Annotated in this window: 21 protein-coding genes and 1 riboswitch; of the genes, 12 read left to right on the top strand and 9 right to left on the bottom strand. The window is 48.3% G+C overall.

Going from position 1 to position 19,909, the window contains the following annotated elements; translation table 11 throughout:
• Window positions 1-78: 78 nt before the first annotated feature.
• A complete protein-coding gene (locus GZ78_RS29600) occupies window positions 79-219 on the top strand; it encodes a hypothetical protein (RefSeq protein ID WP_161787443.1) in 141 nt (46 codons plus the stop codon).
• 28 nt (window positions 220-247) lie between these two features.
• Here GZ78_RS29600 and cyaY read toward each other — a convergent pair whose 3' ends face one another.
• A complete protein-coding gene (gene cyaY / locus GZ78_RS19925; protein ID WP_034840065.1) occupies window positions 248-571 on the bottom strand; it encodes an iron donor protein CyaY in 324 nt (107 codons plus the stop codon).
• A gap of 233 nt (window positions 572-804) precedes the next feature.
• Here cyaY and lptM point away from each other — a divergent pair, with 233 nt between their 5' ends.
• The 7 genes from lptM (at window position 805) to GZ78_RS19960 (ending at window position 7,309) form a co-directional block, all read left to right on the top strand.
• Window positions 805-948 (top strand): LPS translocon maturation chaperone LptM, encoded by a 144-nt coding sequence (gene lptM / locus GZ78_RS19930; RefSeq protein ID WP_152558862.1) that lies wholly within the window; start codon window positions 805-807, stop codon window positions 946-948.
• A gap of 248 nt (window positions 949-1,196) precedes the next feature.
• Window positions 1,197-2,465, top strand: coding sequence for a diaminopimelate decarboxylase (lysA, locus tag GZ78_RS19935; RefSeq protein ID WP_034840070.1), 1,269 nt, complete (start codon window positions 1,197-1,199; stop codon window positions 2,463-2,465).
• A 10-nt stretch (window positions 2,466-2,475) separates the two neighbouring features.
• Complete coding sequence (dapF, locus tag GZ78_RS19940; protein WP_034840072.1) at window positions 2,476-3,306, top strand: diaminopimelate epimerase; 831 nt, start codon at window positions 2,476-2,478, stop codon at window positions 3,304-3,306.
• Window positions 3,303-4,046 (top strand): DUF484 family protein, encoded by a 744-nt coding sequence (locus tag GZ78_RS19945; RefSeq protein WP_081869953.1) that lies wholly within the window; start codon window positions 3,303-3,305, stop codon window positions 4,044-4,046. The genes dapF and GZ78_RS19945 overlap by 4 nt, the downstream gene beginning before the upstream one ends.
• Window positions 4,047-4,162: 116 nt before the next feature.
• Window positions 4,163-5,179: a tyrosine recombinase XerC gene (xerC, locus tag GZ78_RS19950; protein ID WP_456236234.1), complete on the top strand. Its 1,017-nt coding sequence runs from the start codon at window positions 4,163-4,165 to the stop codon at window positions 5,177-5,179.
• Between the two features lie 2 nt (window positions 5,180-5,181).
• The gene (locus GZ78_RS19955) at window positions 5,182-5,907 is read left to right on the top strand and encodes an HAD family hydrolase (RefSeq protein ID WP_051786376.1); all 726 of its coding nucleotides are present in this window, start codon (window positions 5,182-5,184) and stop codon (window positions 5,905-5,907) included.
• Between the two features lie 496 nt (window positions 5,908-6,403).
• Complete coding sequence (locus GZ78_RS19960) at window positions 6,404-7,309, top strand: LysR family transcriptional regulator (RefSeq protein ID WP_034840074.1); 906 nt, start codon at window positions 6,404-6,406, stop codon at window positions 7,307-7,309.
• A gap of 49 nt (window positions 7,310-7,358) precedes the next feature.
• On the opposite strand, the gene GZ78_RS19965 is transcribed toward GZ78_RS19960, so the two are convergent.
• From GZ78_RS19965 to mutM, 6 genes are all read right to left on the bottom strand, one after another.
• The gene (locus tag GZ78_RS19965; RefSeq protein ID WP_236631625.1) at window positions 7,359-8,333 is read right to left on the bottom strand and encodes an ABC transporter substrate-binding protein; all 975 of its coding nucleotides are present in this window, start codon (window positions 8,331-8,333) and stop codon (window positions 7,359-7,361) included.
• A 35-nt stretch (window positions 8,334-8,368) separates the two neighbouring features.
• Entirely contained in the window at window positions 8,369-9,121 is a 753-nt protein-coding gene (locus GZ78_RS19970; RefSeq protein ID WP_081869955.1) for an ABC transporter permease, read from the bottom strand.
• Window positions 9,118-9,966, bottom strand: coding sequence for an ABC transporter ATP-binding protein (locus GZ78_RS19975; RefSeq protein ID WP_034840075.1), 849 nt, complete (start codon window positions 9,964-9,966; stop codon window positions 9,118-9,120). Before GZ78_RS19975 ends, GZ78_RS19970 begins: the two co-directional genes overlap by 4 nt.
• A 9-nt stretch (window positions 9,967-9,975) precedes the next feature.
• Entirely contained in the window at window positions 9,976-10,782 is an 807-nt protein-coding gene (gene thiD, locus GZ78_RS19980) for a bifunctional hydroxymethylpyrimidine kinase/phosphomethylpyrimidine kinase (RefSeq protein WP_034840077.1), read from the bottom strand.
• 94 nt (window positions 10,783-10,876) lie between these two features.
• A riboswitch (TPP riboswitch) is annotated at window positions 10,877-11,018 on the bottom strand.
• Window positions 11,019-11,046: 28 nt separating this feature from the next.
• Window positions 11,047-11,742 carry a lysophospholipid acyltransferase family protein gene (locus tag GZ78_RS19985; RefSeq protein ID WP_236631626.1) on the bottom strand — a complete coding sequence of 232 codons (696 nt, stop codon included), beginning with the start codon at window positions 11,740-11,742 and terminating at the stop codon, window positions 11,047-11,049.
• Window positions 11,743-11,776: 34 nt separating this feature from the next.
• Window positions 11,777-12,592 carry a bifunctional DNA-formamidopyrimidine glycosylase/DNA-(apurinic or apyrimidinic site) lyase gene (gene mutM / locus GZ78_RS19990; RefSeq protein WP_034840078.1) on the bottom strand — a complete coding sequence of 272 codons (816 nt, stop codon included), beginning with the start codon at window positions 12,590-12,592 and terminating at the stop codon, window positions 11,777-11,779.
• 213 nt (window positions 12,593-12,805) lie between these two features.
• Between mutM and GZ78_RS19995 the strand changes: the two genes are divergently transcribed.
• Window positions 12,806-14,212, top strand: a complete 1,407-nt coding sequence (locus GZ78_RS19995; RefSeq protein ID WP_034840080.1) for an MATE family efflux transporter — start codon at window positions 12,806-12,808, stop codon at window positions 14,210-14,212.
• 54 nt (window positions 14,213-14,266) lie between these two features.
• Here GZ78_RS19995 and GZ78_RS20000 read toward each other — a convergent pair whose 3' ends face one another.
• Window positions 14,267-15,331, bottom strand: a complete 1,065-nt coding sequence (locus GZ78_RS20000; protein WP_034840081.1) for a hypothetical protein — start codon at window positions 15,329-15,331, stop codon at window positions 14,267-14,269.
• Between the two features lie 165 nt (window positions 15,332-15,496).
• Complete coding sequence (locus GZ78_RS20005) at window positions 15,497-16,426, bottom strand: hypothetical protein (protein ID WP_152558848.1); 930 nt, start codon at window positions 16,424-16,426, stop codon at window positions 15,497-15,499.
• A 253-nt stretch (window positions 16,427-16,679) separates the two neighbouring features.
• Here GZ78_RS20005 and GZ78_RS27740 point away from each other — a divergent pair, with 253 nt between their 5' ends.
• The 3 genes from GZ78_RS27740 (at window position 16,680) to GZ78_RS20020 (ending at window position 19,662) form a co-directional block, all read left to right on the top strand.
• Window positions 16,680-17,351: an outer membrane protein gene (locus GZ78_RS27740; protein WP_051786377.1), complete on the top strand. Its 672-nt coding sequence runs from the start codon at window positions 16,680-16,682 to the stop codon at window positions 17,349-17,351.
• A 196-nt stretch (window positions 17,352-17,547) separates the two neighbouring features.
• Window positions 17,548-18,222, top strand: a complete 675-nt coding sequence (locus GZ78_RS20015) for a response regulator (protein ID WP_034840085.1) — start codon at window positions 17,548-17,550, stop codon at window positions 18,220-18,222.
• Between the two features lie 33 nt (window positions 18,223-18,255).
• Window positions 18,256-19,662: an ATP-binding protein gene (locus GZ78_RS20020; protein WP_034840088.1), complete on the top strand. Its 1,407-nt coding sequence runs from the start codon at window positions 18,256-18,258 to the stop codon at window positions 19,660-19,662.
• Window positions 19,663-19,909 lie beyond the last annotated feature (247 nt).

Here is a 19,909-nt window from a genome sequence, read left to right on the forward strand (position 1 = left end):
AGCCGGTATTTTTATATAGCGTCGCAGTTGGCCTGCTATGTTTTGGAGCTTCAATAATCCATAATAAATGAGGTTGGAATGACGCTGGCTCAAAAAGTTGAAGTTCTGGAGAGGGATATGAAAGAGTTAAAGCAGGTCGCCCGGCTCAAGGATAAAACGCTCAGTCAAATCGACAAGCTGGAACTGATGATGACCAGGCTTCTGGCGCAGAAAATCTGAATCAGGGAAGCTGAAGCTTCCCCGGAACTTAAACAGAAAGCTCAACGGTCTCCCCATACTGCCCACTCAGGCAGCGATTCAATACCACCATAAACTCTTCACCGTTGCTGTCAGCAATCCATTGTTTCTTTTCAGCATCAAAATCAAAGTGGAAGCCTCCACTTTTAGCGGCCAGCCATAATTGCAGTATTGGTGTCTGTCGGCTCAGAATAACCTTGGTATTGTCATTGCAGGTGAGTGTGAGAATCCCTGCGGCGGTTTCATAATCAATATCCAGCTCTGCATCTTCTATTGCATCTTCAATGGCGACCATCAGGTCGTCCAGTAGGTCGTGGTACTGGCTTTCGTTCATGTGACTACCTATCAGTTAGGGCTATCGCCGCTGTTTGATGCAGATTATACTCAGCAGTTGATCATTGCCGAAACAGTCTTGTGAAGAACACCTGTTCTGGTAATGAATGATTATCTATGCAGCCCTGAGCGAACATTGTTCACGGTACAAAGCACAAGGAGCCCTTCATGAGAGCACGCTTTTGCAGAAAAATACTGCTCAAACAGTCCCTGTGGCCATTCGCAAGCTTTGGAATGAGCAGTACTGTTAGCTCAAAGCTGTTTGCCCTCATGTTTACCACTCTTCTGCTTGCCGGGTGCGGCCAGAAGGGAGATTTGTATCTTCCGACAGATGGTGACGCACAGCAGTTGACTTCTGGGAGCCTGTCCGAGAATTGACAGCCCGGCCTAAAGCCCAGAAAGAACGGCCACATTCTCCGTTGAATTTGATTGAATAGGTCAGCTATTCGCAAAAATCCAACGAAAAATATGACACGTTCTACTGAACTTTATGCTCGAGCGCAATTCTCGGTCAGGCTCCAGACGGGTCAGAATAATCAGTCTCGGAGAGCGAAAAGTGCCTAAAGCGATAAAAAGCGAATAAGAGCGCTCTCCAGAAATTTCATGATAGAGAGTAAGACAGTCTGATGGATTGGTTTCCCAGTCGTGATGGTGAGCTGTACGCTGAACAGGTTCCCGTTACTCACATTGCCGAACAGTTTGGTACCCCAGCCTATATTTATTCCCGCAAAGGGTTTGAAGAAGGCTATAAAGCCTATAAACAAGCGCTGGATGGGTGGCCTCATCTGATTTGTTACGCCGTTAAGGCCAACAGCAATCTGGCTGTTTTGAATGTTCTGGCAAAGCTGGGAGCAGGTTTTGACATTGTTTCAGTGGGTGAGCTGGAGCGTGTTATTGCCGCCGGTGGAGAAGCTTCTAAAGTGGTTTTCTCAGGGGTTGGCAAGCAACGTCATGAAATCAGGCGAGCATTGGAGCTCGGGATTTATTGCTTCAATATTGAGTCAGAAGTCGAGCTGGAGAGAATTCAGGAAGAAGCAGAGGCGATGGGCAAAGTAGCCTCTGTGTCTGTGCGAGTGAATCCCGATGTTGATGCCCAGACCCACCCTTATATATCGACTGGCCTGAAAGACAACAAATTTGGCATTGATATCAAGGCCGCTCCTGCCGTTTACAAACGGGCAGCCGAGTTGCCGAACATTGAGGTCGTTGGGGTAGATTGTCATATCGGTTCCCAGCTGACGACCAAAGAGCCCTTTATTGATGCCCTGGATCGACTGTTACTTCTGGCCGATCAGCTACGTGAAATGGGTATTATCCTGAAACATCTGGATATTGGTGGTGGCCTGGGTATTGCCTATGAAGCGCATGAACACCCACCCACACCGGCCGATTATCTGGGGCAGGTAAGAGAGCGTCTGGCCGCCAATGAGCATCATAGCCACCTGGAAATTGTGGTTGAACCAGGACGCTCTATTGCCGCTCAGGCCGGTATGCTGGTGACTCAGGTTGAGCTGATTAAACAGTCAGATCATAAAGCGTTTACCGTTGTCGATGCCGCCATGAATGATTTTCTTCGACCTTCTATTTACAGTGCCTGGCATGGTATTGAGCCAGTTGTAGCCGATAGCCAAAAAGAAGAATTACTGTGTGATGTAGTGGGTCCCATTTGCGAAACCGGTGATTTTCTGGGTAAAGACAGAAAGCTGAAAGTAACGGAAGGTGATTTGCTGGCGGTTCGTTCTGCAGGTGCCTATGGTTTTGGCATGAGCTCCAATTACAACTCCCGGTGTCGTCCAGCAGAAATCATGGTCGATGGCAATCAGGTACATCTGGTTCGACGCAGGGAAAAGCTGACTGATCAGTGGGCTGACGAAATGCTCCTGCCGGAAGGATAATTACTGCGCTATGTTGTTGCACTTTACAAAAATGCATGGCCTGGGCAATGACTTTATGGTTGTTGATATGGTTACCCAGTCTGTGCGAATTACACCAGAAAAAATTCGCAGCCTGTCCGACCGCAATTTCGGTATAGGCTTTGATCAATTATTGATCGTTGAGCCGCCTACCGATCCGGCAATGGATTTCCGTTATCGCATTTTCAATGCCGATGGCAGTGAAGTTGAGCAGTGTGGAAACGGTGCTCGTTGTTTTGCCCGCTTTGTCAGAGATAAAAAACTGATTGGCCGTGACCATATTCGGGTGCAGACAGCCGGTGGCAATATTGAGCTGAGTATTGAAGAAAATGGTGATGTTACGGTCGATATGGGCGTTCCCAGACTCGAGCCTGCACAGATTCCTTTCAAAGCTCGGTCAATACAGACAACTTATGACCTGGAAGTGGGTGATCAGCGCCTGACAGTAGGTGCTGTTTCCATGGGTAATCCTCATGCCGTATGGCAAGTGGACGATATTAATCGGGCACCGGTTGAGTCTCTGGGTCCTAAAGTTGAAGGGCACAGTCGTTTTCCTAAACGTTGTAATGCAGGCTTTATGCAGGTGCTGGATGCCGGAGAGATCAATCTCCGGGTTTATGAACGGGGCGTAGGTGAAACTCTGGCCTGCGGTTCCGGAGCCTGTGCTGCTGTTGTGGCGGGTCGCTTGCAAGGTTTGCTGGATGAAGAAGTTCGGGTCAATCTTCCGGGTGGCAGTCTTCAGATTCGTTGGCCGGGTGAAGGTCACTCGGTTATGATGTCAGGGAGTGCTACCAGAGTATTCGAAGGACAAACACGGATATGACAGACTCGGCCACCAGTGAAACAGCCTTGAGCGAGAAGAGTGCTTCTTCGGAAGTTCAGACCACTTCTACAACGGCGGATCAGGTTATTCGGTATCTGAAGAGTCATCCTGATTTCTTTGTCAATCAGGATGAGCTGTTGCTGGATCTCACGATTCCCCATGAAAGAGGCGTTGCTATTTCGCTGGTTGAACGGCAGTTACTGCTGCTCAGGGAGCATAACCTTGAGCTGCGACGCAGGCTGGGCAAACTGGTGGACGTTGCCCGAGACAATGATCGCCTGTTCGAACAGACTCGAAAACTGGTGTTGGGACTCCTGGAAAGTCAGGATTTGGAACAGGCGACAGAAACCCTGAAAGACGGATTAGAGCAGGATCTGGAAGTCGACTTTCATTCCTTGATTCTGTTTACCCGCCAACCGTCAAATCTAACGATTCGAGAAGAAGATCCTGATACCGCAGATGAGATTCTGGGTGATCTGCTTTCGGGTTTCCGGGACAAACAATCTTCGGGTCAAAAAGTGATCTGTGGGCGGATGAAATCCCGTGAGCTGGAATTTCTGTTTCCGGACAATCACAGTGAAATAGGTTCAGTGGCTCTGGCACCATTGAATTTCCCGGATAACGTCGGTGTTCTTGCTCTGGGCAGTCGGGATGAAAATCATTTCCGGGCGTCTATGGGCAGTCTGTTTATAGGTTACCTCAGTGATGTTGCCAGCCGTGTGATGAGTCGTCTTATCTGAACAGCCACTGTGTCTAGCAGGGGCTGTTGAGTTGCCTCTCCTTTCATCTGAAGTACCATGAATATCGCTTTCCATATTGCATGGATGCCAGAGTTGGTGAATGATGAAGAGACGCAGTGACCAAAGGTTTTCTCATGCTCTCCCTTCAGCAGGATATTGATGCGTTTCTTGATTATCTGAGATTTGAAAAAAACAGCTCAGAGCATACCTTTTCGGCGTATCAGAGAGATCTGGCTAAATTGCTGAAGCAGGCGGAAATCCTTGGAATCAGCCAGTGGCATAAACTGGAAGAGCGTCAGATCCGGGCATGGCTGGCAGAGGTGCATGGCAGTGGTCTTGGACAGAAAAGCTTGCATCGTCTTCTATCATCCGTCCGTAGCTTTTATCGTTATCTTAACCGTCAGGGAAGGGTTGAAGATAATCCTGCCCAGCGAGTGACTGCGCCAAAGGCAGGCAGAAAGTTGCCCGTCACTATGGATGCAGACCAACTTACCACGCTTCTTGATCAAGATGATGATGATCCTTTGGTGATAAGAGATCTGGCCATTCTTGAACTGTTTTATTCGTCTGGTCTGCGACTATCAGAACTGGTTGGGTTGAATCTGAACAGTTTTCAGGATGAACTCAAACAGGTGAGAGTGCTGGGTAAGGGAAGAAAAGAACGCATGTTGCCTGTGGGACGAAAGGCTCGTGAAGCGATAACAAAATGGTTGTCGGTGCGAGTGATATTTCCTGAAAAAGACACAGAAGCCCTGTTTCTTTCCAAGCTGGGAAATCGTATCAGTGCCCGTCAGGTGCAAAACCGCGTTAACCAGTTATCACGGGAAGCGGGTCTGTCCGGACGTCTGCATCCTCACTTGTTGAGACATTCTTTTGCCAGTCATATGTTGGAGTCCAGTGGTGATCTCAGGGCTGTTCAGGAGCTACTGGGGCACAGTGATATCTCGACCACTCAGATATATACCCATCTTGATTTTCAGCATCTGGCCGACGTATATGATAAGGCTCATCCAAGAGCACAAAGAGTCAGTCAGGAGCCTAAAGGGGAAGAAGGATTTGCTGTAGAGAATGTAGAGAAAGAGCCTTCAGCCAAAAAAGAGCCTTCAGCTGAAAGAAAACCCCAAAGGAAATAATAATGATAAAGCTGATCACTTTCGATCTGGATGACACACTCTGGGACAATATGCCGGTTTTAATCAGGGCAGAACAGAAAGCTTGGAAAAGACTCTGTGAATACTGGCCTGAGACCCACGAAAGAATGAACCCAAAGGAAGTGTTTGAATATCGGGTGAAGCTTTTGGCAGAAAGACCTGAGCTAAAATGCCAGATCACTGAACTGCGTCGTTTCTCACTTCAGAAAATTTTGCAAAACTGCGATTGTCCGGGCTCAAGAGCGGAAGAAATTGCAGGGGATCTGATGCGAGAATTTATGGAGTGGCGTCATGATGTGAAGTGTTTTCCTGAAGTTCAACCAGTCCTTTCTCACTTGTCGGCTGACTACACTCTGGCCGCTGTGACCAATGGTAATGTTGATGTTGGAAAGTTATCGGTCAGTGAGTTCTTTGATTTCTCTATCAGGGCAGAAGACTTCAACAGCCTTAAGCCTGAACCGACTTTGTTCCTTAAGGCAATGGAGCGTGCCGGGGTGACACCAGAAGAAACCCTGCATGTGGGGGATTGCCTGAAAGCGGATGTGGGTGGGGCCGGAGCATTGGGTATTGGCACCGTCTGGTTTAATCCGGCTGATAAGGAGTTTAACGGGGAGCGAAGACCTGATTATGAAATTCGGTCGTTAACCGGGTTGCTTAGAGTGCTGGACAAGGATCTTCAGCATGATTATGGCTCTGTGCTAGGCGCCTGAAAGAATAAAACTCAGTAGAACCGTCAGCTTTTCAGTTGAGTTTATGCGAATAGTAGATCTATTCAGGTCTGTTCAACTGAAAGGCTGAAGCCGATCTTCCCGGGCTTAAAACTAAAGTGGCTTAAAGTCCGTGAGTCTCTGAGTCCAGAAAAAGATTAACCAGCCAGAGCCACTCCCATCAGAAAGTAATACCCATCGCATATCCTAACTACGCTATTGCGCTGGCAAGCTGAACACAATTCCAGTGTTAGAACTCCTCGTAATAGCTAGCTATTACTCGACATTCAGTCTTGGTCTTATGTCCAGCTTGCCATGCTCATTACGGTAGTTAGAAAATGCGATGGGTATTATTTGGTTGTGTTTTCCTGAGGGTCAGAAAATAATCGTTAGAGTCTATTTAAATTCGATCGACACGTTAGTGCAGAGTTCAACTTTGGACAATCGCAAATAAACAGGGAATAATTCGCTTTTTTGCAAGAGTCGTGACTGCAGAAAGATGAACCTGAAAGCCCTTCAACTCTTTTCTTCGATTATGAGCCTGGGCACGCTAAGTCGTGCAGCCGAGGCCCATTTTTTGAGTGAATCCGCTGCCAGCAGGCAATTGTCAGTGCTTGAGACAGAACTGGGTTTCAAACTGTTTTCCAGAGAAAAACGCAGTTTGATTCCTACGCCTCAAGGGCGGAAGTTTTATCTGGAAGCAGAACGGATTCTCTATGGTTTGAATGACCTGCCTGAAATCGCAGAGATCATCAAACGAGAACAGAAAAGTAGCCTGCGCCTGATTGCCATTCCCCGTCTGGTCAGACCGATTGTTTCTCCTGCTGTCGCCCGAATCTGTAACGAAGATCCGGAGCTGCAGGTGAAGGTAGATGTTCAGGCTATGCGTTATCTTCAGCGGTGGGTGGCCGGTTTTCAGTTCCATATTGGAGTGGGAAGATTACCGGCCGAACATCCCTCCATTGTTACCCGGAAATTCTGTTCGCTACCGACCATGGTGGCACTGCCTCGTGGTCATCGTCTGGCTAACCGCTCTGAACTGACTCTGGATGATCTGGAAGGAGAATCGGTAGTAAGTCTGTTGAAAGATACCCATCTGAGAAAGAATATCGATTCCATTTATCAGGCTGAAGGAAGAACACTGAGAGCCAGTGTTGAAGTATCGAGTTCCTATAGCGCCGGCTGTATTGTTGCTTCCGGGTTTGGTATCACCATCGGAGACCCGTTTATTGTTCCCAGTCTGGGTAAAGGAGAGTTGGAACATGTCCCTTTGAAAACCGACTTTCGCTATGACTTTGCTTTTTTTGAGCCTGCACAAGGGCAGCTTTTAGAGACAACGAAGCTGTTTACGCAACATGTTGAGGAAGTCACTCGTGAATATATACAAGAGCATGGTTTTGAATGACTGAGCAAAAGCAGCTGAAAAAATGCTGCTTTTGCCTGAGGAGAGTCAATCAGAGGTTTAGCATATAGTCTTTGGCGGGGGGAATACTTTTCAGGTCACCATGATCCTCGAGGAATTTAGCAAAGCGATCATAGCGGCCAGTATCTCTTGCAGCTGGTCTGAGAGCAAAGCGTGAAACAGTATCAAACCATGCTCGTTTATTGAGTTCGTTGTCCAGTTTCTTGGGGCTGTAATCCCTGAAGATCTTCCAGGACTCTTTCGGATTATTCACGATAAACTGGGTGCCCAGCTCAATGGCCCGCATGAATTTCTTGATCGCGTCCTTGTCATTCTTCTTGCTGTTAGCAATAAAAATCAGTTCATCGTAGGACGGAATACCATTTTCTTCGAAATAGAACATCTTTCCCTGACGACCTTCAATGGCCAGCTGATTCAGCTCAAAATTGCGGTAGGCGCCCATAATGGCATCAACACGGCCTGACATCAGGGAAGAAGACATGTTCCAGCCTACATTCACCATCTTGATATCTTTTGAAGAGAAACCATAAGGCTTGAACAGGGTATCGAGAATCGCAGTTTCATTCCCGCCCATGTTCAGGCCAATGGTTTTGCCTTTCATATCTTTCAGCGACTTGATTTTACTGTCTTTCAGGACAATCAATCCGTCCAGAGGGGTTGCAATCAGAGTACCGGCCCAAGCCAGGGGTAGACCGCGGGCAACCCCGTGGGTCAAGCTGGGTTGATAATAGACGGCAAGGTCCACATCACCGGCAGCCACCAGTTTGGGAGGCAGGTTAGGATCTGCAGGCTCCTGAATGTTGACCTTCAGTCCCTGATCCTTGAAATAGCCATTCTCCTGGGCAATCACGATAGGGCCATGATCCGGGTTTACGAACCATTCCAGCATCAGGTTCAGTTCTTTTTCGGATTGAGCGTATGAAAGTGAGGTCGCCAATAACAGGGAAAGCAGAACAAACACTTTCCTGAAAGGCTTTTTAATAGCTATGGATCTTTGTGCGAACAAGGTTATGTGTCCTCAGCCGGGTAGTTCTATGAAAGTCAGGTGGCAGGTTGCCAGGGGATTAGTTTTTTCAGTGCCAGATCGGTGATGAAGTAGAGACTGACAGAACAAACAGCCAGTACAGTCAAGGCTGCAAACATCTGATCTACCCAGAGACGTGCGTTCGCCTGCAGCATGAGATAACCCAGTCCTGCGCTGGAACCTACCCATTCACCTACGACCGCGCCAATTGGGGCAACCACTACTGCCACTCTCAAGCCGGATGCAAGAGCCGGGAGAGCGGCTGGCCAACGGATGTGACGCAGTACGGAGAAACGGTTACCCCCCATGATGTCTGCCATGTCCAGCCAACCCTGGTGAGTATGACGCAGACCGTCATAGCAGCAGGTGGCTACCGGAAAGAAAATGACCAGAATGGTCATGACCACTTTGGAGGCAAGACCGTAACCGAACCAGAGCATCAGTATAGGAGCCAGTGCAAACACCGGAATAGCCTGAGTCACCAGCAGCAGGGGAAGTAGCCAGGGGCGCAGGGCTACAAAATAGACCAGAACCATGGCCAGAAGAATGCCAAACAAGACGCCCAGAATCAGACCCAGCAGCATTTCTGTCATGGTGACCAGTGTGTGTTCCCATAACAGTGAAGTGTTTTCGTACATGCTGAGGAATACGGCTTTTGGGCCAGGCAGAATGTAGTCTGGCATGTCGAACACGACGACAATCGCTTCCCAGATGATCAACAGGCCGAGTACAACCAGAAGAGGCTTGAACAGTGGCATCAAGGATTTCATGAATGCTTCCCCTCATTTCTGAGTCGTTCCAGTAACTCTCCCTGCAGACTCATGAGTTCACTGTTTTCTAATGATCGGGGTGGTGCACCCGGTGGCATAATTGCTTCAGTCAATGTCGCTGGCTGCCCCTGAAGGTGGTAGATGTGATGTCCCAGCCTCAGGGCTTCCAGAGGATCATGAGTAATCAGCAGTACGGTGCGATTTTTCAGAAGTTCGCAGGCCAGGTCCTGAAGGTTGAGTCGGGTGATGGCATCCAGGGCTCCAAAGGGTTCATCCATCAGAACCAGTGGCCGGTTTTCCATCAGAGTTCTGGCCAGAGCGACACGTTGTCTTTGTCCACCTGAAAGGTTTTGAGGTAATTCACCTGACTTATCCACAAGCCCGACTTGCTCGAGAATATGTTTGGCTCTTTCTATTTCTTCAGGGGGGACTTTTTTATGGCTGGGCAGCCATGAGCGAATTCCATCTTTTTTGGTCCATGGCTTAATAGAAGATTTAATAGAGGGCTTAAAAAGATGGCTCAAATTAAAAGTAGAGCCTCTGAGTCTTTTTCCCAGAGTGATATTGTCAATCACAGAGAACCAGGGCAGCAGCAGGTCCTGCTGAGCCATCCAGGCTATTCGACCTTTCAGGGAGAAACCATCCTGACAGACGACACTGCCTGAAGTGGTTAAACCTTTGCCTGTGGATAAACCGGCAATCAGTCGCAACAGACTGGTTTTACCCACACCACTGCCCCCGAGCAGACAGGTCCACTTGCCTCCGTCCAGAGTCAGATTCAGGTGATTGAAAACAACTTTCTCACCGTATGCCAGAGCAGCATCTTTTACTACAACATCAAACATCCGGCCTGATCACCAGTATTTGTAGAAATGATGTACAGGCCCACTACTCTGACCGATGTTCAGTTTGTCGGCTTGGGCAATGGCTTGGGCAATGTACTTTTTAGCCTCCGGGATGGCCTCAGTCATGGTGTAACCACGGGCTATCAATGCCGTGATAGCTGAGGAGAGTGTGCAACCTGTGCCGTGAGTATTTCTGGTATCTATCCAGTCAGACTCCAGGCGGTGCAGGGATTTGCCGTCGTGATAGAAGTCGACCGCTTTGTCACCGCTGAGGTGACCGCCTTTCAGAAGGACAGCCTGTGAGCCCAGAGCCAGCAAGGGTTCAACCATATCGATCATCTGATCCTGGTTTTCGGGTACTGGGCGGTTTAATAACACGGCTGCTTCATGCAGGTTTGGCGTGATCAGACTGGCTTTTGGAATCAGTGATTGTTTGAGCGTTTCAATGGCTGCCTGTTGCAGTAAAACATCTCCGCTGGTAGCCACCATAACCGGGTCAACCACGAGATAAGCGGGAGCATATTGGGTAATGGCATCTACAACCGTGGTGATGACTTCCGGTTGGCTCAACATGCCCACTTTTACCGCCTTGATTGCAAGGTCGGAGAATACAGAATTCAGTTGTTGCCGGATAAAGGCAGGCTCTATATCAAAAATCCCCTGTACACCCTGAGTGTTCTGGGCTGTCAGGGCAGTAATAACACTGCAGCCATAAGCACCCAGCGCTGAAAAGGCTTTTAAGTCAGCCTGTATACCGGCTCCGCCACCACTGTCTGATCCGGCAATGGTAAGGGCAATAGGAGTCTCATTAGTCATCGTTCGGTGTACTTCCTCCGAACTGACGTAGAAAGGTGCTCAAGAGCAAATGAAGGTGGGTAACTGGCAATATGCCCAGTGCAACAGGCTCGTGCTCGCCCAACCGTCGGTTTCCTACGCCAGTATAATCTGGTTCAGGTTCAATGGGTCTCTCTCAGTCTGGGACGTTCAGGAAGTTGCCCGAGCACTCTGTTCCCGGTCAGGCTTCTTAGTCCCAGACACCCCAACCAACGGTGCGAGTCTATTTTGTTTCAGGGGGGATGTCTATTCTTCAAAAGGCCCGTTGCAGCCCAGTTCAGGGTGCTTTGGCTGGTGGGGAAGGAAGAATCGGTGCATTTCCAGAAAATCCCGATCCTGGTCTCCGGTCATGGTCATGGGTTCACCGAATACCACGCGCTTGTTTCCAAAGTCGAAAGAGATAGGAACAATGGGAATATCAGCGCTCTGTGCAATGTGATAAAAGCCTGTCTTCCAACGTTTGACCTTGGAGCGGGTACCTTCGGGTGTAATCACCAGAACGAAGTGGTCCGCCTTGCGAATTTCCCCTGCTGATTGTTCCACCCGGTTGATGGATTTATGACGTTCAATAGCTACCCCCCCCAGGCTTCTCATCAGCCACCCCAGAGGTGGGTAAAAGAGGGTGTGTTTGCCAAAAAAACGTATTTTAAGACGAAGAATCAGTTTGGTTGCGGCTCCGACCACAAAATCCCAGTTGGACGTATGATGAGCAACGATGACAACATACTTGTCGATTCTGGGAAGTTCACCTTCCAGTTTCCAACCTCCCATTAACCAGAGAGCAAGGCGACCCAGTCCCTCTAATACAATATTTCGGGAAGCATAATTTTTGTCAGCGTGCTGGCTGCTCCAGGTTTTATTTTCACTCATCATATTCTTTCGTTTGGAATGGGGGGCTGTTTGAAAGGTCATGGCGGTTAACAATTCAGTAAGAACGGCCAAATTTCACCTCGCCCCCTATATTTCAATCAGCCTCTTATCGTTGGCACTTTTTGCAGTAGCAGGTACTGCGATTACCCAGCCGGATTTCTACAATGGGGGTTGAGCAATGGATACAGGGTTGCCCCTTGCGTCCATAAACAGCCAGTTCCTGTTTGAAATACCCCGGTTTGCCATCACCCCCAACAAAGTCTCTCAAGGTGGTTCCACCCTGTTCAATGGCTTTTGCCAGAGTCTCTTTGATGCTGTCGGTCAGTCGATCATAGCGGACTCTGGATATTTTTCCGCAGGGTCTGTCGGGTCGAATACCTGCTTTGAACAGGGCTTCATTGGCATAAATGTTTCCCACCCCGACTACAACATGGTTGTCCATGATGAACGTTTTTACCGGCTGTGATTTTCCACGGGAACAGAGATAAAGCCTTTGAGCTGTGAAGTCATCACTGAGTGGTTCCGGGCCGAGTTTGCTTAACAGGTTATGCTCCATAACATTGTCGTTAATCCAGAGCACTGCACCGAAACGTCTTGGGTCGGTATATCTCAGTCTTATGCCATTACCGAACACCAGATCGACATGATCATGTTTCTCGGCTTTTCGCGGTTCATTCAGTACTCGCAGACTTCCGGACATGCCCAGGTGAACCAGCAGTGTTCCTGCATCTGTTGAGATCAGAAGGTACTTGGCTCGTCGGGTTACGGAACGAATAACTTGTCCAGCAAGGTGCTGCTTTAACTGTTCTGGAACCGGCCAGCGAAGACGTGGATTGCGAACAATAACATCGGCTACGGTCTGACCTTCAATATGAGGCGCAATACCTCTGCGGGTGGTTTCAACTTCAGGTAATTCAGGCATCCGCCAACAGTAGCAAATCTATCAAAAAAAGGCGATGCGATAAGACTCTGACAGGTAAAGAAACTCGTGCTGAAGTTAGGTAAATATCCCGCTTAGGGCTTCGAAAAGTAACGACAAATTATCCATATCAAATGCGGTGATCTCGCTGGTAATATGGTTCCACTCTTGCCCCAATTCAGTTTCGGCAAAAGCACACCATAACAGTGAGAAGAAATGACAACCACCCCGCCTCTATACCAACGGTATTTTAAGGAATTACGAGAACTCATTTATTTGTCCGGCCCTATCCTTGGCGCTCAGCTGGCGACAACAGGTATGGGGTTTGTGGATACCAGTATGTCAGGCCAATATTCTGCCGAAGACCTGGCAGCCGTCGCCATTGGTTCCAGTATCTGGGTCCCTCTTTATCTGTTGATCAGGGGGATTTTGATGGCAACGACGCCGACAGTGGCTCATTTGTTTGGAGCCCGAAAAGTTGACGAGATCGCGTCACCGGTTCGTCAGGCTATGTGGCTGTCTCTGGTATTGAGTGTTATTGGTATGGTGCTGATGATGAATCCCATGCCTTTGCTCAACTTTCTTGAAGTGGACCCCGGTATGGCCGCCAAAACCGAGGCCTATCTTGCAGCCTTGGCCTGGGGAGTACCCGGTATTTGTTTATATCAAACCATGGTCAGTTATTGTGAAGGTCGTTCTATTACCAAACCGGCGATGCTGATCAGTTTTGTTGCGCTATTGATCAATATTCCAACCAATTATGTACTGATCTACGGAAAGTTTGGTTTTCCTGAAATGGGAGGCGTAGGTTGTGGTTATGCAACGGCTATTTGCTTCTGGGTTATGTGCCTGCTGATGTTTTGTTACACCCGGTACAACCAGAAGCATAAAGAAGTGAACCTTTTTGATCACTTTGAGTGGCCAGACATGAACCGCATCGTTGCTCATCTGAAGTTGGGTGTTCCTATGGGGTTGGCCATCTTCTTTGAAGCCAGTATTTTTTCTGCCGTTGCACTGGTGATTGGGAAGCTGGGCGCTGTGACGGTGGCGGGTCACCAGATCGCATTAAGCCTGGCCAGTATGGCTTTCATGGTGCCGTTGAGTATGTCCATGGGTATTACCATCCGGGTAGGGCAGGCTTTGGGGGCAGATGATCCTCAGGCTGCCAGATTTTCAGGTTACTCCGGTATTGTTGCGACCCTGCTGACCGCGACGCTCATGGCAGCCATGATGTGGGCATTTGCTGACGCATTGACTTCTCTTTATACCCAGGATACTGCGGTCAAAGCGTTGGCAGCACAGTTGCTGATTTTTGCAGCATTGTTCCAGTATGCTGACGGGATTCAAGTGGCTTCCAATGGGGCATTGAGAGGCTATAAAGATACCCGCGTACCTATGATCATTATTCTGATTGCCTGTTGGGGCATAGCATTACCATTAGGCTATACCCTGGGGCTGACAGACTTGATAGCCGATGAACCTATGGGTCCTCATGGTCTCTGGGTCGGATTGGTGCTGGCTTTGACCCTTTCTGCGGTGTTTCTGCTGCTGCGTTTCAGGTCTTTAAGTAAAAGGGAAGTTGAGAAACAGTTTGTTTCCATGGAGGTCGCTTCTGCGATTTGAGGGGATAAAAAAGAGCCGGCGAATGCCGGCTCGGTCAGTTCTTGCTTGAGCAGATCAATCCTCTGCAGCTAACTCGTCTAACTCCTCCTGAAGTTGTCGGTAATCACGCTCTATCTGGCGTAAGCGCATGTTTTCAGCTCTGATAGCTTCATCATCTACATCCATCAGAGCTTCGGCTATACCAAGATTTCGTCTAGTTGCAGCCAGCTGTTCACGGAGCGCTTGCATCTCTTCATCGCGAACCGGTACTTCTTCAACTTCGTCCTGAAGCATTCTAACGCTGTTCTGTGCTACTTGAAGTTGTTCTTGAGCCGTTTCCAGTTCTCCCTGCTTCCGTCCCAGATCCAGATTACGTTCAATCAGGACATCTTCAAAACTAAGGCGACGATCAAGTTCATGATTAAATAGTCTCAGAGCATCGGTGTCGGCACGTTCTTCTGCACAGAGTTTCGCTTCAGCCCGACGGTTCAGGATATGAGTGACAGCTCGAGTGGTGATACCCGCTAACGCTGCGGTGGCCGCTACAGTAAAGCCAACCTGAGGCAGTACACAAAATGGTGCCAGCACGGTCACAGAGTGTTTGAGCATGTTTTTGAAGCTGAAGAAACGATCCTCAGCATTTTTCTCATGCTTCCGAGTTTTTATATCCGACGTTTTGATTTGTTTAAGGGGGGTTGTGAATGCCGCATTGGAGTCCCTGCCTGCCTGTTGAAGAGCGGTTCTGAGAGCCTCGTTATTTTGGGCTTTGATCTGTTTCAACTCAGAAGATCTTCCCCAGTTCTGCCAGAGGTAGCCAAGCACAGGAACGACGGTGGGAGCTGCAACGGTAGCCCCTGCCGCTATTGTACCCAGAGTGGCAGAGCCAACCCCTTTGACTGAGACTTCCCGGGCTAATGCTGACTTCATTGTGTCGGGTAAAATGGAAGCTTGCAGCTCGGCAATCCTGTTGCTGACAGGTGCTACATAAGAAGCCACACAGCCATTGATATAGTTGGCTGCATCACTGATAAACGTGACCGCTTTGCCAAGGTAGTTGGAAGCGGCTTCCAGATTCGCAGGCTCGGTAGATTGCACATAGTGCGTACCGTTGTAGATGAATGTTTTTTCAGCAATGTCCATGCTGCTTCCTCCATGTTTGAGCTTGGTTCAGAGGCCTTCTCCGGGATCTCTATAAATTAAGACTGTTCTGAATAAAGGAAGTTCTGGAGCTGAACTGACAGGATGGTTAGTCTTTTTGGCAGGCATAAAAAAGCCGGCGCAAGGCCGGCTTAGTGATGAAGAGACTTATGGTACGAGGAGATCATCGTCGTCATCATCGATTGGAATGGCTACTTCATCCAGACGGTTTCTAAAGGCTTCAAGTTGATCATTTTGCCTTTGAACCAGAGTAGCGGTATTAGCCAAAACAGTATTTTGCTCCTGAATGATTTCGTCATTAGCTACTTTCTCTCTAGTTGTATCCTTCAGCTCTTGCAGTCTGTTTCGGAGCTGTCTCAGTGAGCTAGCACTTTTCTGTTCAGCTACCGCCTGACTGGCTTCACCACGATAGTTCAGGACGTGAGTGACTGCTCGTGCGGTAAGACCTACCACGGCAGCTGTTCCTGCTACAGCAAAGCCAACCTGTGGAAGAACACAGAAAGGTGCCAGAACAGTAACCGTGTGCTTGAGTATATTCTTGAAGCTGAAGAAGCTGTCTTTAGCATTCTGCTTATGCTTGCGAACCATCAGGTTGGCTTTAGCAATCTGGGCGTCGGCAGTTTCAATCGCATCATTGATATTCGTTGCAGACTGTGCCAGAACGTTGTCTAGAGCCTTTTGGTTTTCTGATTTCAGTCCACTTAGCTCAAAGCTTCTGCCCAAGCCTTTACGGATGTAGTTCACGATAGGCAGTACCGAAGGGAGAGCCACCGCAGCAACTGTTCCAGCTGTGGCAGAGCCTACACCTTTAACGGTAACTTCCTGGCCCAGTGTTGAAGTCACAGCTTCAGGTAGCTGGCCAGCGGCTGCATTCTGCAGTTCAACAATTTTACTGGTCACAGGCGTCACGTAGGGGGCTACTACACCGTTGATGTAGTTAGCAGCGTCGGTTGCTCCGGTTACGGCCATTCCAAGGTATTCAGAAGCCAGCTGAGTAGCTTTTTCCAGAGTACCTGGCTCTACAAACGGTACGTATTGAGCACCGTTATATACAAAAGTTGCTCCATTAGCATCCATGTTTCTATCCTCCATGATTTTGAGCTTGTAGTCGGTTAGGGACAATCCCTGTCACCCAATACCAATTCAGACTGGTGTAATGGGAGAGAGTTCGAAAAGTTCCCTAACAAGCGTGTTAATTAGGCCTAATGGATACAGAACTTTCGACCAAAGTCGTAAGTAAATGCATTTAAAGAGATAAGAAGTTCAGTTTTTATTCATTGCTTTGAATTTACTGTGTGTCGCGTACCCTCAAACACACAGGTATATAACAATGCAGTTCAAAAAAATCATGTTAGCTGGTGCCGTTGTCGCAGTGGCTTCTACTCAAGTCATGGCCAGCGATATCTTCATTGGTGGTGTTTATGGTCGAATTGGGCAGGATATGAATCTGAAGTCCAATGGTTCCACGCTTCGTTCTGACATCACCGATGCCCGTATCGAAAATAAGCTGGAAAACCGTGACATGGTCGGTTTCAGGTTGGGAACCTGGCTGAATGATAATACCCGTATCTACGGTAACTTCATTCTGGACGACAAGAGCTACAAGAAGAGCAGCACTACCACCAGTGAGAGCTATCGCTATAAGAATTATGAGTTGAGCCTGTCGGCAGACTATGTCATTCCACTGACCGATTCAGGCAATACTCAGTTTTATGCCGGTGGTACCCTCGGTCTGAATAAACTGAAATATGCTCAGGGCCAATTCAGGGAAAAAGAGACGGGAGCTCATGTTAATGGCAGCCGCACCAAGCGAGACACTGCTCTGATGTATGGTCTGCAGACCGGTATTATCCAGAATTTGACTGACAACCTTTCGGCAGAGCTGGGCTATCGCTACACTCGGTCCAACAATGAAATCGCTGGTACTTTCAATGGCGAACGCTTGAAGTTGGAGAGCAAGTCCCAGCAGTCAGCTTTCCTGGCATTGAACTATAGTTTTTAATCGGTTGCCGGCATCTGATTCGGGGTTGGCAAAATACCAGCTCTGAATCAGGTAGAGTTCATACACAGTTCATTTGAGTTATGGCAACCTGTTGCATCGACAACAACCATCAGTCGAGACTTGGCTGAGGGGATGCCTGAACGTTCCAACTGTATAAATGGTTTCACTGTTTATAGAGAAAAGACAGGACAATTCCATGAAGTTTATGGTGGTGGAAGACGACGACCTGCTGCGTCATCACATCAGTTACCAGCTGGGCAGTCTGGAGCATAAAGTCTACTCGGCACCTGATGCCCGGGAAGCGCTCTACTTTGCCGATCAATATACGCCTGATGCGGCCATTATCGACCTGGGTCTGCCCGGTATGGATGGTCTTGAGCTGATCAGAACCCTCAGGGATCAGGGGAAAAACTTTCCCATTCTGATTCTTACCGCTCGAGGCAACTGGGAAGACAAAGTATCGGGTCTGGAAGCGGGAGCCGATGACTATCTGGTTAAACCTTTTCGTTTTGAAGAATTAAAGGCCCGGTTGAATGCTCTGGTCAGGCGTTCAGCCGGTTTTAGTCAGCCTCGAATAAAAGCGGGTCCATTGATGCTGGATTTGTCTCGCAAACAGGTCTGGTGTCATGACAAGAGTCTGTCGCTTACCGCTTATGAGTACAAAATTCTTGAATACATGATGCGCCATGCCCAACAGGTGGTTTCCAAGCGGCATCTGATTGATGAGCTGTATGAAGATGAAGGCAGGGACAGCAATGTGCTGGAAGTTCTGGTCGGTCGTCTTCGGAAAAAACTTGAGGGTGAGGGTGTGGATAATCCGATAGAAACCGTTCGTGGGCAGGGCTATCTTTTTACTCTATCGTGCTCTTAACGTCACAGAGACCCATTGCAAAGCCATGAACGTATGAAAAAACGATTTGCAGCCCTGAGCCGTATCAGTTGGTTTAGTATCAAGAGTTCTTTGAGACTCAGGGTGTTACTGGCCTCCAGTATTTTGCTGCTGGTCAGTCTCATTCTGGTCATGCTCTCGGTAATGGCCTCATTTGAGAGCGCCCAGTTTGGTGCTATTCGAAAAGAACTGGCGGCTGATGCAAACGTTCTGCTGACGGCTGCCCATATTGAAAATGGTGAGCTGATCATGCCGGATAAGCTTCCTGACGAAAAGTTTAATCAGGTTGAATCACCGGTGCTGGGTATTGTGTATGACGTGAGTGGCAGCCCAATCTGGCGTTCCCGATCAACACTGGATGAAGTGATTCATTATGTACCGGACAACGATGGAGAAATCACAGAGTTTGATCTGTCATCGGATCCGGCCGGTAAATACTTTTTCTACGATATTGATGTCTCGCTGGACGGCGTACCCCTTATTTTTGTGACGCTGACACCGGCCACCGAGTATTTTGATGTACTCAATTCTTTCCGACGATCCCTTATGATCTGGCTGTTGTTTACCGGCCTGGGCATGCTGTTGATGGTGTGGCTCTGTATGCAGTGGTCGCTGCATCCAATCCGTCAGCTGACCTGTAACCTCAGGGAAATTGAAGCCGGCAGCAGTGATTCTCTGAAAGGTGAATTTCCCAGAGAACTGTCGAAATTAACGGCAGCTCTGAATCAGCTTTTGAATAATGAACGCAGTCAGAGAGAACGTTACCGTGATGCCATGGCTGATCTGGCTCATAGTCTGAAAACGCCTCTGGCTGTTTTGCAAACGGTTCAGCAGAGTGAGTATTTACAGCAGCAGTCGGGTGAGTCGTCTCTTCCGGATAAGGACAGCATTGTTGAAGAGCAGGTTCAGAGAATGAACCAGATTATCAGTTACCAGCTGCAGCGGGCGGTGACCCGACAGAAAGGACTGGTGAAAAATCATATTAATGTACAACAGCTCATTGAACGTATTACCCGAACGTTGAGTAAAGTTTATCAACACAAAGATGTTCAGCTCGATACTCGTGTTGAAAGAGGTTGTGTGTTCGCCGGCGAAGAGCAGGACCTGATGGAGATTATGGGTAATCTGCTGGAGAATGCTTATAAGTTATGCCTGCAGCATGTCAGGGTTTCTGTTGCCACTTCAGAAGATCAGGTAGATAAAGGCTATCTGGAGCTGATTATTGAAGATGACGGTCCTGGTGTACCGGTAGACAGGAGAAAAGATATTCTCAAAAGAGGTGTGCGCGCAGACAGCCGAACTCAGGGTCAAGGCATTGGATTGGCCATCGCCATGGAAATCATTGACAGTTATGAAGGTCTGTTGACCATCGAAGATTCCGAACTGGGTGGCGCTCTGTTTCGGATAAAACTGTATAGTTAGTGCCCGAACGGAAAATGCTCTTTTCTGTTCGAAGTTCAGCCTTCATAAGCCAGATATTTGAATAATCGATCAATAGGCTTTCTGATTTGTCAGTTTCATCGTAATTTTCTTACCAAACTCGTCATTTCTGCAATTTCAAGACAAGCGACGACCTCAGTCTTTACTGATTTTATTCTTTTTTCGAATTAACCGTCAGTGCTTTCAGCCACAGAGTCGAAGTTGTCGTTTTTTGCGCTCTTTCGTTCTA

This window comes from Endozoicomonas numazuensis (assembly GCF_000722635.1).
GTDB lineage: Bacteria > Pseudomonadota > Gammaproteobacteria > Pseudomonadales > Endozoicomonadaceae > Endozoicomonas_A > Endozoicomonas_A numazuensis.